Origin of the sequence: Pseudomonas sp. 31-12 (assembly GCF_003151075.1) — a bacterium.
In the GTDB taxonomy this organism is placed as follows: Bacteria; Pseudomonadota; Gammaproteobacteria; order Pseudomonadales; family Pseudomonadaceae; genus Aquipseudomonas.
Genome location: NZ_CP029482.1, coordinates 4,310,594 through 4,323,230 on the forward strand (window position 1 = coordinate 4,310,594; position 12,637 = coordinate 4,323,230).

Consider the following 12,637-nt stretch of genomic DNA (forward strand, 5'->3'; position numbering starts at 1 on the left):
CAGCGAGACACTCCTACCCCATACGGCTAGCCAGCCGCCCACAAAGAATAAAAGAGGTGCATATGGCAGGTTTCGACAAGCGCGTGAGTTCCTATGAGGAAGCTCTGGCAGGTCTTGAAGACGGCATGACCGTGATCGCCGGCGGCTTCGGCCTGTGCGGGATCCCGGAAAACCTGATCGCCGAGATCAAGCGCAAAGGCACCCGCGACCTCACCGTGGTTTCCAACAACTGTGGCGTCGACGGTTTCGGCCTCGGTGTGCTGCTGGAAGACCGGCAGATCAGTAAAGTAGTGGCCTCCTACGTCGGCGAGAACAAACTGTTCGAAGACCAATTGCTGAAAGGCGAAATCGAAGTCGTCCTGACCCCGCAAGGCACCCTGGCCGAAAAAATGCGCGCAGGCGGTGCCGGCATCCCGGCCTTCTTCACCGCCACCGGCGTCGGCACGCCCGTTGCCGATGGCAAGGAAGTGCGTGAATTCCATGGCCGCAAGTACCTGATGGAAGAATCCATCACCGGTGACTTCGCCATCGTCAAAGGCTGGAAAGCCGATCACTTCGGCAACGTCATCTATCGCCACACCGCCCAGAACTTCAACCCGCTGGCCGCCACCGCCGGCAAGATCACCGTGGTCGAAGTCGAAGAAATTGTCGAACCCGGCGAGCTGGACCCGTCGCAGATCCACACCCCTGGCATCTACGTCGACCGGGTCATTTGCGGCACGTTCGAGAAGCGCATCGAACAGCGCACCGTGCGTAAGTGATCCCCAGCCCCCGGACCTGAAGGAAGAATAACAATGGCACTTTCCCGCGAACAAATGGCTCAACGCGTCGCCCGCGAAATGCAGGACGGCTTTTACGTGAACCTGGGCATCGGCATTCCGACCCTGGTTGCCAACTACATTCCTGAAGGCATGGAAGTCATGCTGCAGTCGGAAAACGGCCTGCTCGGCATGGGTCCTTTTCCTACTGAAGAAACCATCGATGCCGACATGATCAACGCCGGCAAACAAACGGTGACCGCGCGTATCGGCGCTTCGATCTTTTCCTCGGCCGAGTCCTTCGCGATGATTCGCGGGGGTCATGTCGACCTGACCGTGCTGGGTGCTTTCGAAGTCGACGTTGAAGGCAACATCGCCTCGTGGATGATCCCCGGCAAACTGGTCAAGGGCATGGGCGGCGCGATGGACTTGGTGGCCGGCGCAGACAACATCATCGTCATCATGACCCACGCGTCCAAGGACGGTGAGTCCAAGCTTCTGTCCAAATGCAGCCTGCCGCTGACCGGCGCCGGATGCATCAAGCGTGTGCTGACCGACCTGGCTTATCTTGAAATCGAAAACGGCGCGTTCATTCTCAAAGAACGTGCGCCGGGCGTCAGCGTCGAAGAGATTGTCGCCAAGACCGCCGGTAAACTGATCGTGCCGGATCACGTTCCGGAAATGCAGTTCGCTGCTCAGTGAGGAATCATTCCATGCAAGACGTCGTTATTGTTGCCGCCACCCGTACCGCCATTGGCAGTTTCCAGGGGGCCTTGGCGAGCGTTTCCGCCGTTGATCTCGGTGCTGCGGTGATCCGTCAGTTGCTGGCGCAAACCGGTCTGGACGTAGCTGAAGTCGATGAAGTGATCATGGGCCAGGTATTGACCGCCGGCGCCGGGCAAAACCCTGCGCGCCAGTCCGCGATCAAGGCCGGCCTGCCCTTCACCGTGCCTGCGATGACCCTGAACAAGGTCTGTGGTTCGGGCCTGAAAGCGCTGCACCTGGCCACTCAGGCTATTCGCTGCGGCGATGCCGACGTGATCATTGCCGGCGGCCAGGAAAACATGAGCCTGTCCAATTACGTTATGCCGGGCGCTCGCACCGGTCTGCGCATGGGTCACGCGCAAATCGTCGATACCATGATCAGCGACGGCCTGTGGGATGCGTTCAACGATTACCACATGGGCATTACCGCCGAGAACCTGGCCGAGAAGTACAGCCTGACTCGCGAGCAACAAGACGCCTTCGCCGCGGCCTCCCAGCAGAAAGCCACGGCCGCCATTGAAGCCGGGCGTTTTGTCGATGAAATCACGCCAATCCTGATTCCGCAGCGCAAGGGCGATCCGGTCGCCTTCCAGGTAGACGAACAGCCACGCGCCGGCACCACCGCTGAAGCGCTGGGCAAACTGAAACCGGCCTTCAAGAAGGACGGTTCGGTGACCGCCGGCAACGCCTCGTCCCTGAACGACGGCGCCGCCGCCGTGATCCTGATGAGCGCTGAAAAAGCCAAGGCCCTGGGCCTGCCCGTGCTGGCGAAAATCGCCGCTTACGCCAACGCGGGCGTCGATCCGGCGATCATGGGCATCGGCCCGGTCTCGGCGACGCGTCGCTGCCTGAGCAAGGCCGGCTGGTCGATCGACCAACTGGACCTGATTGAAGCCAACGAAGCCTTCGCCGCGCAATCCCTGGCGGTGGCCAAGGACCTGGAATGGGACTTGAACAAGGTCAACGTCAACGGCGGCGCCATCGCCCTCGGTCACCCGATTGGTGCATCGGGCTGCCGTGTGCTGGTGACCTTGCTGCACGAAATGATCAAGCGTGACGCCAAGAAAGGCCTCGCCACCTTGTGCATCGGTGGTGGTCAGGGTGTAGCGCTGGCGATCGAGCGGGCGTAAAGCGTTCAACAGACTGCGCGGGGACCCACGAAGAGCCGCCGCAGTCTGGAAACACCCCCGGTGTTCCTGCGTTGCAGGCTTTTGTGGCGAGGGAGCTTGCTCCCTCGCCACAGTCAGTGTCTGTATGAGCTGACTGTTATCAGAAGCACCGGGTTCTTTTGGCCTGCCTTTCAGGCAAATTTCACCAGGTTCAGCGTAGGCAACGGTCCACCCGGAAACTGCGCCAGTCGCGCGCCGACACTCAACTCCCCAAGATCAATCCCGAAGAAGCCCAATCGCTCGGTCAACCCGATCACTTGAGCGTTCGCCTCGGCGTCATCGCCCGAAACAAACAGCACCCGCTGCCCGCCCTCCGCCGCCGGATCGCTTTCCAGCAACCGCGCCGCCAAATGGTTGAATGCCTTCACCACCCGCGCCCCAGGCACCCATTCGGCAAACACTTCGCTGGACGTACGCCCCTGCAAATCCACGGCTTTGAACGACGGCGCCTCGATCGAGTTGTTGGCGTCGATGACGATCCGCCCGTCAAAATCCGGCAGGCCCGCCAATGCCGTCGGCAATTTCGACCAGTTGACGGCGACCAGCACAATGGCTTGTGCGGCCGCTTCTTCACGGGTTCCTGCACGAGCCGTTGGCCCGAGTTCTTCCACCAGCGAAGCCAGTGTTTCTGGCCCACGGCTGTTGGCGATAACGATCTCAATGCCTTTGCGTGAAAGCGCTCGGGCAAAGGCTGAGCCAATGGCGCCGGCGCCGATGATTCCAATTTTGATCATGATGGTTCACTCCGAGGGGTTGTCGTTGGAGTGAATACTGAGCTTGCCATTAGGACTTTATTAGACGGTAATGCCTTGAATCATCTTCAAGCATTGCTATCAGGTGCCAGCCATGGAAACCCTTGCCAACCTTGAGTCGTTTGTCCGCAGCGCCGAGACCGGCAGCTTTTCTGCCGCGGCCCGCTTGCTGGCGCTGACGCCCGCCGCCGTCAGTCGCAATGTAGCGATACTCGAACGAAACATCGGTGTGCGGCTGTTCCAGCGCTCGACCCGCAAACTATCGCTGACCGAGGCTGGCGAGCGTTTTTTGGCGAGCATCGGCGGCAACCTGCAAGCATTACAGTCGGCGATCAGCGCGATGAGCAGCGATCAGGGCGAGCCGGCCGGGGTACTCAAAGTCAGCCTGGCGCCGACGTTTGGCATCGATCATGTGCTACCGCTGTTGCCGGAGTTCCTCAAGCGTTACCCGCTGATCAAACCGGAATGGCACTTCGAAAACCGTCAGGTGGAACTGATTGCCGAAGGCTATGACGCGGCCATCGGCGGTGGTTTCGAGTTGACGCCCGGGGTCATCTCCCGAACCTTGGCGGCGGCGCATGTCGTGGCAGTGGCATCACCGGCCTATATGGCGGGACGCACGCCGCCCGACAGTCCGCCGGACTTGCACCGATTGAACGGCATCGTGATGCGCGGCACCCGCACCGGACGGATTCGGCAGTGGGTCATGCAGGATGGTGTGGGCAATGAGGCGCAGGGGATTTTGACCGAGAACATCGTGCTCAACGACCCGGCGGCCATGCGTGAGGCGGCGATCCTCGGCCTGGGCGTGACGCTGCTGGTGTTGCCGGACGTGGCGGCGAATATCCAGCGCGGCGAACTGGTGCGTCTGTTGCCCGATTGGCACGCCGACGCTGGGCCGATCTCGTTGTACTACCCGAGCCGGACGTTGATGCCGGCCAAGACCCGGGTGTTTATTGATTTTGTGGTTGAAGCGTTTCAGAAGTAGACCGCGTTATCGTTCATCGCGGGCAAGCCCGCTCCCACAGTGGATTTGTGTCGTACATCAAACCTGTGGGAGCGGGCTTGCCCGCGATGAGGCCAACCCAGTCACCCGAGAAACTGGAAGATCAACCAGCTATTCGCCCCACTGATCACCACAAACAACCCCCACGCCAATACCCGCGTCGGCCAGCGGTTCACAAACGGCCCCATCAGTTTGTGATCGTTGGTCATGCGAATCAGCGGATACAACGCGAACGGCAACTGCAGACTCAACACCACCTGACTCAACACCAGCAACTTGCCAATCGCGTTATCACCCATCAACCAGACCCCGATGAACGCCGGGATCAACGCCAGCCCGCGGGTAATCAGCCGCCGTTGCCAGCAAGGGAGCCGCAGGTTCAGATAGCCCTCCATGATCACCTGCCCGGCGATGGTTCCGGTAAAGGTCGAACTCTGCCCCGAAGCCAGCAACGCCACCCCGAACAACACGCTGGCCAAGGCGCCGCCCACCAGCGGATCGAGCAAGTGATAGGCGTCCTGGATGTCCACCACGTCGGTGTGCCCGCTCTTGTGAAACGCCGCTGCGGCGAGGATCAGGATCGCCGCATTGACCAGCAGCGCCAGCGCCAGGGAGCCAATGGTGTCGATGCGCGCCAGTTTGACCGCGTCCTGCTTGCTGGCCAGGTCCTTGCCGATCATTCGGGTCTGTACGATCGAGGTGTGCAGGTACAAGTTATGCGGCATTACCGTGGCCCCGAGGATGCCGATGGCCAGGTACAGCGGCGCGGCATCGCCGATGGCTGACAGGGACGGTGTAAAACCACGGGCCACGTCCGGCCAGTACGGTTTGATCAGCAGCAACTCGACGAAGAAGCTCACGCCGATGGTGCTCACCAGCACCAGCATGATCGCCTCCAGCCGGCGGAAACCACGGTTTTGCAGGGCCAATACCAATAGCGTGTCAAACGCGGTCAGCGCGATGCCGACGGTCAGCGAACAGCCCAGCAGCAGATGGAACGCCAGGGCACAACCGAGTACTTTCGCCAGGTCAGTGGCGATGATCGAGATTTCCGCCAGCACCCATTGGGTCCGCGCGGTCCGCGTGCTGTAGCGCTCCCGGGACAGTTGCGCCAGGTCACGACCCGTGGCGATGCCCAAGCGCGAACACAAACATTGCACCACCATCCCCGCCAGACTCGCCAGCAGCACCACGAACAACAGGCTGTAACCGAACCGCGAACCCGCCTCGATGGCGGTCGCCCAATTGCCCGGGTCCATGTAACCGATGGACACCAGTAAGCCTGGACCGGCAAAGCGCAGCATGCGCTTGAAGAATGAGGCGCTCGGGTCAACGGCAACGCTGCCCGCCACTTCCGGCGGGCAAAACGGCGCAGTGCCGACTTTGGGCAAACTGAATTTCACGCAAACATCCGTCGACAGGTGGAAAAGCGCAGCTTAGACGTTTCAGCCTGTGCGCCCAAGGGGCAAAAATGCCCAGATGTCAGGCGCCGTGTCGACGGAAGAACAACGTCACCTGGCCTAACTCAACACCGAACTTGGTCATGGCGGAGCGATTGGCCATGGTGTTTTCGTCCAGCAAGTACATCCAGTCATCGAAATGCACCTGGTAGACCTTGCCGTCCACCGGCAGGCTGAGTTCATAGCGCCAGTGCAAAGCGTTGCCGGCCACCTCACCGCGGGACTCGCCGACCACATCGCCGGCCGTGCCGCGCCAACGGCCTGGACCGTCAGGGTACAACGTCCAGACGCGGGTCTGTTTCGTGCCGTCGCTGTAGGTAAAGGCTTCATGCATGATCAGGTTCTGGCCGTCCATTCGACTGTTGATCAGCACATGAAAGCGTTTGATCACCTCGCCCGAGCGTTTCTGGAACATCCCCCAGCCATCCACTCGCCCGACGAAGAACCCGGGCAGATCGAGTTTGGGGGATTGCTCGCTGTAGCGCTGCACATCAACGCTGCAACCGGCCAGGCAGACGAACAACACCAGCAGCAGTTTCTTCAGCATGTCATGCACCTCAAGGAGTAGCGCTGCCCAGCAACTGCTGGCGCAACTCCGGATTACGCGTACGTGGGTCGAGCCAGATAGCGAAAAAGGCCCGAGCGAATTGCGGGTCTTTCACTTCGTGTTGCGGCTGCTGGCCGACAAAGAACCGCGCGCCCTGCCCCGGCAAATAAATGCCGGTAATGCGGGTACCGGCTTTTACATCGACGAACGACTGTTGCATCTGCACCTTCCAGCGCTCGAGCTGCTCGGTGCTGACCGAGGCGCCGGACAATCGCTTGATTTCATTGACACTGGCCTGCACCAGATCATCGCGGGAAATGCTGCGTTGATAGATCAGTTCCAGGGCAAACGGCTGGTCCGGCGCCAATGGCCGTGCCGCACTCCATAACCGGGCGTTGTAGACATCAAACCCGAACACCCGAAACTCGCCGGCGCCGATGATCTGCGCGCCGGGCAATGCCTCCTGCCAATTGGCCAGGGCCTGGGTGCCTAATAATCCCAGCAATAACACACTGTGGTGCAGGCGAAATCGGGGTCTGTTCATCGCGCTCTATTCACCGTGGGCTTCTGCTAAAAACTTATACGCAAAGTATCTTCTTGTACAATTATTTGAGCGGCACGCTTTGTATACAAAACTCCTTCATTTCTAGAGCAATCCAATGTCTGCAGTGCTAACGTTGGCGCCTCACTCAGGTCGGAGACACGTGCGTGCTGATGCTTAAACTGCTGGTGATCCCAGGCTTTCTCTTGTTGATTTCCCTCGCGGGCAAACGCTGGGGCCCAAGCGTGGCCGGTTGGCTGTCGGGTTTACCGGTGGTGGTCGGGCCGATTCTGTTCTTCCTCGCCATCGAGCAAGGCGAAGTGTTCGCCGCGCAGTCAGCGACGGCAGCGTTGTCGGCCATGTTCGCGATGATCGCCTTCTGCGTGACCTACGCCCAGGTCGCTCAACGGGCGGGATGGCCATGGGCGTTGATGATTTCACTGTCGGTCTGGGCCGCCGTGGCCGTGGTGCTGTCGCTGATCCCACCCTCGCTGGTGTTCTCGGTGATCGCGGCCGCCACCGCGCTGCTGGCGGCGCCGTTCCTGTTTCCCAGCGTGCAGCCCATCGTCTCCGGCCCGGCGCCGAAGTCCGACAAACTGCTGCTGCGCATGATTGCCGGCGCCCTGCTCACCCTCGCCGTCACGCTGCTCGCCAGCACCGTCGGCGAAGGCTGGAGCGGTCTGCTCGCAGTGTTCCCGGTGCTCGGCAGCGTGATGGCGGTGTTTTCCCAGCAAACCCGTGGCCCGGCGTTTACCGCCGCATTGCTGCGCGCGACGGCAACCGGGATGTATTCGTTCGCGGCGTTTTGCCTGGTGTTGGCGCTGGCGTTGCCCGAGATGGGCATGAGCGCGTTTGCGCTGGGGGTTGCGGTGTCCGTGGGCATGTTGGGCATCACCCGGCGCTTGCTGGCGCGACCGGCCAACCCGACGACCGAGGCTGGACGAGCCGCGATCAAACGCTAAGCTCCTTCACATCCCGAGGGCCAGGATGTCGCCCGCTACGTGCTGAAGGAACAGACATGAGTCTCGCAACGTCGCTCGTCCGTACGCCCCATTCAGCCACCGCCGTTGGCGTGATCGCGATATTTCTCTGGTCCTGCCTCGCGCTGTTGACCACCCTTACCGAAGGCATTCCGCCCTTTCAACTGCTGACGTTGAGCTTTGGCATCGCGTTTGCGGCGAGCCTGGTGATACTGGGTCGACGCGGGCTCGCCGGCTTCAGCAGTTGGCGACAACCCTGGGCGGTATGGGTGACCGGCTTCGTGGGCATTTTCGTTTATCACGCGCTGTATTTTTTCGCGCTCAAAGTCGCCCCGGCCGCCGAGGCCAGCCTGATCAATTACCTGTGGCCGCTGTTGCTGGTGCTGCTCTCGGCGTTCTCGGCCGGGGAAAAGCTGCACAAACGGCAAATGCTCGGCGCGCTGCTGGGCCTGGCCGGCACCGCGTTCATCATGCAACAACATGGCCCGGAGACTGGCGCATCGATGCCCATTGCCGGATATCTCGCGGCCTTCGGCTGTGCGGTGATCTGGGCCGGTTACTCGGTGGTCAACCGACAGTTCAACGACGTACCCAGCAGCATCATCGGCGGGATCTGCGGCATGTCGGCCGTGTCCGGCCTGATCTGTCACCTGGCCTTCGAAACCACGGTGCAGCCTGATCTCGGCCAATGGGCCGCGATTGTGGTGCTCGGCCTCGGGCCGGTGGGAATGGCATTTTTTGCCTGGGACCACGCCACCAAACACGGCAGTCTGGCAACGCTGGGAGCGCTTTCCTATCTCGCACCATTGATTTCGACGTTGTTACTGATCGCCGTGGGACGCAGCCATGCCGGTCCGATCCTGATCGTCCCCGCCGTGTTGATTATCGCCGGGGCGGTGATTGCCACGTCGCGAGCAAGCGATAAGGCCCCCGCAACACGCTCGATTATTCCGAACGAGTAGGGCAACAACCTCGTACGTCAATCGAACAGGTTTGCTGCAGAACCAGGCCTGATGCTGCTGTGCTACGAATCGTATTCCATGGGATGATTGCGGCGAATGCGCGATCATCCCTGGAGTTTCCGAATGTCATTGTTGAGTAAAAAAGCCGTTGTCCTGTTACTGACGGCGGCCGCCAGCCTGGGGGCTTTGAATGCCTATGCCGCCAAGGCCACTGCCAGCGACAAAGCGCCTGCACAAGTCGTCTCGATGCTCGGCGGCAAGTTCAAGTTCACCCTGCCCAAGGGCTTTATCGCCAACCCGTTGCCCGCCGGCGACGCGGCGACCGGTACCGCCGGGGCCACGGGCACCATGTACACCAATGACGCCACCAAAACCGTGGTGATCGCCGCTGAAAACACCATCCCCGGTGGCGCCAACGTCAAGGACAACGACGGTCCGTTCCTCGACTCCGCCGCGGCCGACTTCGCCACCGAACAAGCCAAGGCACTGCCGGACTTCACCAAGCTCAGCGAAAAAAGCCTGACCCAGAAAGGCACCGGCCTGGGGCTGAGGCAGATCGACAGCACCGCCACCCAGGGCGGCGGCAAAACCCTCGACACCACACTGATGGCCGCGTCCAACACGCGCATGGCGATCGTTCAGGTGATTTCCCGCCTCAGCGACAATGGCGGTCACGAGACGCTGGTCAAACAGATCGTCACCGGCAAATAAGACTCATCGATTGAGGCGCTGCAACCAGGCGCTCAAGTCCTGCATCTCGGTGGCGCTGATGCTGTGACCGACGCCCGGGTAGGCATGAAACTCAGGCTTGAGTGACAGGCTCTGTAACAGGCTGTTGGCGTCGGTGCCGTCGATGTAGGGCAGGCGTTTGTCTGCCGTGCCGTGACCGATAAAGATCGCCAGTTTCTGGCGTTTTTCATCCGGTTTGAGTTCGGACCTGAGCACCGGCAGAATCCGCCCGCTCAGCGCCGCGATCCCGCCCACAGCCTCGGGATGACGCAACGCCACCTCGTAGGACATGATCGCGCCCTGGCTGAAACCGACCAGGAACACCTTGTCGGGTTCGGTGTGATATTTCTTCGCCGCCTGTGCGATGAACTCCAGCAACACCTGGCCGCTGGCCTTCAGATCATCGGTTTCACCGTTGTAGGCCCCGCTGCCCTTCTCGCGAAACCACTTGTAACTGCCCTCCTCCATCACCATCGGCGCCCGCACCGACAGGTAGTTGTACTGCGTCGGCAATTCATTCTTGATGTCGAACAGATCCTCCTCGTTACTGCCGTAACCGTGGAGGAAAATCACCAAGGGCTGGTGGCGGGATTCGGGGTTGGCCTGCTCAAGATATTTGAGCGGCAGATCGGTGTGCAGCGGGGTTTCAGCGTGGACGGTGGCCGAGGCCAGCAACGTCAGCAGAGCGAGAAACTTCAACATAAACCTTCCTTCACAGAGCGCAGGATTCGGGGGGAGCCTAACACTGTGAAGCTTGCCGGGGGATTTTCGGTGTGGCTGATGCCGCCTTCGCGAGCAAGCCCGCTCCCACAGCGGAATGCATTCCAAATGTGGGAGCGGGCTTGCTCGCGAAGAGGCCCGGCAAGGCACCGAAGATTCTGCAGCTAATCGTTGACCAGTTTCCCCACCCTAATCGGCTCACGCCCCGCCACTTTCGCCTGCCACGTGCCCGGCTGCGTATACCGCCCGCGATCAATCGCGAACAACACACCGCGGGTCCCGGCGCGCACGGTGGTGACGCGGTCGCTCAGCGGATCAACCACCTCAAACAATGCATCGCCCTGCTCCACCCACTCCCCCGAATCACGCAGAAAACTCACCACCCCGTGATGCGGCGCGAACAGGTATTCGGTGCCCTCGAACGGCATGCCTTCGCAGCATTCGCTCGGTGCCTCTGGCCAGGTGCCGGCGATGAAGCCCTGCTCGGCGAGAAACCCGAGAATCGCCTCGCAATTGGCCTGGGCCTGATCCACCCGGGTGTCGCCCATGCTGCCCAGTTCCAGCGTCGTCGCCAGGTTGGCCGGGGGAATCGCCGCCTCGGGGAAAGCCCGCGCCAGGCGCAACCATGGCGAAGAACAGGACTCATCGAATGAACTGCCGCCGGAATCTTCACACAGCAACGCCACCCCGGCCTTCAGGCGCGCCGCCAGTGATTGCCACTGCGGCCAGTGTTGCGGCAAGGCGTAGAGATGAATCGCCGCATCGAAATCGCAATGCAGGTCCAGCGTGATGTCCGCGTCGCACGCGTGGCGCAGCAGCAAGCGGTGCATGGCTTCCAGCTGCGAGGCCGGTGCCGGCAAGTCGTCGAGGACCTGGCCCATGGTCTGGCGAATCAGCGCGATGTTGGCCTGCGCATCGCTACCTAATCGGTCGCCGATCAACGCAGCCACCGGGGTGCTGAGTTCAACGAACGAACGGTTGAAGTTCTTGCCGCTGCCCAGTTCGAAACGCCCCATGTGGCTGCCTTGCAAGTGCTGGTCAAGGCCGATCGGATTGGCCACCGGCACCAGTTCGATGACGCCCTGCAACTGGCCCTGGGTTTCGAGTTCGGCCAGGCGTTTCTTCAGCTCCCAGGCGGTACGCATCCCGGGCAACTCGTCGGCGTGCAAGCTGGCCTGGATATAGACCTTGCGAGTGCCGGCGCCGTAACGAAACACGCTGAGGGTGCGTTCGGTGCCCAGATGGCTCCAGGGCAGAGGATGGTCGATGCGTTGCATGGAGACTCCGATATAAGGGGCACTGAAATACAGGGGATCTCATTTCAACAGAGAGAGCGCATAAAAAAAGTGGCAACCGCGTCAACGGTTGCCACTTTTTTGAACGGCGTGATTAATGACCGTAAACGTCAAAGTCGAAGTACTTGTCTTGCACTTGCTTGTACTTGCCGTTGGCGCGGATTTCGGTGATGGCGGTGTTGAATTTGTCCGCCAGAGCGGTATCGCCCTTGCGCACAGCGATACCGGCGCCGCCGCCGAAGTACTTGGCGTCTTCGTAGGTCGGGCCAACGAAAGCGAAGCCTTTACCGGCGTCGGTTTTCAGGAAACCGTCGTCCAGGTTGACCGAGTCGGCCAGCAGCGCGTCAACGCGGCCGGAAACCATGTCCAGGTTGGCTTCCTGTTGGGAGCCGTAGCGAACCAGGTTGATACCGGCCGGCACCAGCACTTCAGTGGCGAAGCGGTCGTGGGTACTGGCGCGCAGCACACCGACTTTCTTGCCCTTGAGTTCGGTCAACGGGTCCTTGATGTCGGTGCCGGCCTTCATCACGAAACGTGCCGGGGTGTGGTAATACTTGATGGTGAAATCGACGTTCTTTTTGCGATCGTCAGTGATGGTCATGGACGACAGGATCGCGTCGATTTTCTTCACTTTCAGTGCCGGGATCAGGCCGTCGAACTCTTGCTCGACCCAGGTGCACTTCACTTTCATCTGCTCGCAGAGCGCGTCGCCGATGTCGACGTCGAAACCGGTGAGTTTGCCGTCAGGGGTTTTCATCGAGAAGGGCGGGTAACCGGCTTCGATACCGATGCGGATCGGCTTGGCGTCATCGGCCACGGCGGTCAGGGACAACATCGACAGTGCCAGGGCACCAAACATCACTAGCTTCTTCATTTATAACTCCTGTGTGCGGAGGCTTTTATTGGCAGCTTTCGAATGACTTTCGGTCGGTGAAGATCGAAGTGGCCGGCAG

The 12,637-nt window shown here is 60.9% G+C and carries 14 protein-coding genes; 7 read left to right on the forward strand and 7 right to left on the reverse strand.

What is annotated here, in order from left to right; genetic code table 11:
* The first annotated feature begins 62 nt into the window (after window positions 1-62).
* From DJ564_RS20390 to DJ564_RS20400, 3 genes are read left to right on the forward strand one after another with little or no spacing between them, the layout of a single operon-like run.
* A complete protein-coding gene (locus DJ564_RS20390; RefSeq protein WP_109632803.1) occupies window positions 63-761 on the forward strand; it encodes a CoA transferase subunit A in 699 nt (232 codons plus the stop codon).
* A 33-nt stretch (window positions 762-794) separates the two neighbouring features.
* Complete coding sequence (locus DJ564_RS20395; protein WP_054051104.1) at window positions 795-1,460, forward strand: CoA transferase subunit B; 666 nt, start codon at window positions 795-797, stop codon at window positions 1,458-1,460.
* A gap of 11 nt (window positions 1,461-1,471) precedes the next feature.
* On the forward strand, window positions 1,472-2,653 hold the full coding sequence (locus DJ564_RS20400) for an acetyl-CoA C-acetyltransferase (protein WP_109632805.1): 1,182 nt from the start codon (window positions 1,472-1,474) through the stop codon (window positions 2,651-2,653).
* 170 nt (window positions 2,654-2,823) lie between these two features.
* Here DJ564_RS20400 and DJ564_RS20405 read toward each other — a convergent pair whose 3' ends face one another.
* Complete coding sequence (locus tag DJ564_RS20405) at window positions 2,824-3,426, reverse strand: NADPH-dependent F420 reductase (protein ID WP_109632807.1); 603 nt, start codon at window positions 3,424-3,426, stop codon at window positions 2,824-2,826.
* Window positions 3,427-3,538: 112 nt separating this feature from the next.
* Here DJ564_RS20405 and DJ564_RS20410 point away from each other — a divergent pair, with 112 nt between their 5' ends.
* Window positions 3,539-4,432 (forward strand): LysR family transcriptional regulator, encoded by an 894-nt coding sequence (locus DJ564_RS20410; protein ID WP_109632809.1) that lies wholly within the window; start codon window positions 3,539-3,541, stop codon window positions 4,430-4,432.
* A gap of 101 nt (window positions 4,433-4,533) precedes the next feature.
* On the opposite strand, the gene DJ564_RS20415 is transcribed toward DJ564_RS20410, so the two are convergent.
* From DJ564_RS20415 to DJ564_RS20425, 3 genes are all read right to left on the reverse strand, one after another.
* The gene (locus DJ564_RS20415) at window positions 4,534-5,853 is read right to left on the reverse strand and encodes an Nramp family divalent metal transporter (protein ID WP_109632810.1); all 1,320 of its coding nucleotides are present in this window, start codon (window positions 5,851-5,853) and stop codon (window positions 4,534-4,536) included.
* A 79-nt stretch (window positions 5,854-5,932) separates the two neighbouring features.
* Window positions 5,933-6,457 (reverse strand): DUF3833 domain-containing protein, encoded by a 525-nt coding sequence (locus DJ564_RS20420; protein WP_109632812.1) that lies wholly within the window; start codon window positions 6,455-6,457, stop codon window positions 5,933-5,935.
* 10 nt (window positions 6,458-6,467) lie between these two features.
* Window positions 6,468-7,001, reverse strand: coding sequence for a chalcone isomerase family protein (locus tag DJ564_RS20425; RefSeq protein WP_109632814.1), 534 nt, complete (start codon window positions 6,999-7,001; stop codon window positions 6,468-6,470).
* 164 nt (window positions 7,002-7,165) lie between these two features.
* On the opposite strand from DJ564_RS20425, the gene DJ564_RS20430 reads away from it, so the two are divergent.
* The 3 genes from DJ564_RS20430 (at window position 7,166) to DJ564_RS20440 (ending at window position 9,651) form a co-directional block, all read left to right on the forward strand.
* Entirely contained in the window at window positions 7,166-7,960 is a 795-nt protein-coding gene (locus tag DJ564_RS20430) for a hypothetical protein (RefSeq protein ID WP_109632816.1), read from the forward strand.
* Between the two features lie 56 nt (window positions 7,961-8,016).
* Window positions 8,017-8,940 (forward strand): DMT family transporter, encoded by a 924-nt coding sequence (locus DJ564_RS20435; protein ID WP_109632817.1) that lies wholly within the window; start codon window positions 8,017-8,019, stop codon window positions 8,938-8,940.
* A 123-nt stretch (window positions 8,941-9,063) separates the two neighbouring features.
* Window positions 9,064-9,651 (forward strand): hypothetical protein, encoded by a 588-nt coding sequence (locus tag DJ564_RS20440; protein WP_109632819.1) that lies wholly within the window; start codon window positions 9,064-9,066, stop codon window positions 9,649-9,651.
* Between the two features lie 3 nt (window positions 9,652-9,654).
* Here DJ564_RS20440 and DJ564_RS20445 read toward each other — a convergent pair whose 3' ends face one another.
* From DJ564_RS20445 to DJ564_RS20460, 3 genes are all read right to left on the reverse strand, one after another.
* The gene (locus tag DJ564_RS20445; RefSeq protein ID WP_109632820.1) at window positions 9,655-10,371 is read right to left on the reverse strand and encodes an alpha/beta hydrolase; all 717 of its coding nucleotides are present in this window, start codon (window positions 10,369-10,371) and stop codon (window positions 9,655-9,657) included.
* A gap of 182 nt (window positions 10,372-10,553) precedes the next feature.
* The gene (locus tag DJ564_RS20455; RefSeq protein WP_109632822.1) at window positions 10,554-11,666 is read right to left on the reverse strand and encodes a succinylglutamate desuccinylase/aspartoacylase family protein; all 1,113 of its coding nucleotides are present in this window, start codon (window positions 11,664-11,666) and stop codon (window positions 10,554-10,556) included.
* Window positions 11,667-11,778: 112 nt separating this feature from the next.
* Window positions 11,779-12,558, reverse strand: coding sequence for an ABC transporter substrate-binding protein (locus tag DJ564_RS20460; RefSeq protein ID WP_109632824.1), 780 nt, complete (start codon window positions 12,556-12,558; stop codon window positions 11,779-11,781).
* Window positions 12,559-12,637 lie beyond the last annotated feature (79 nt).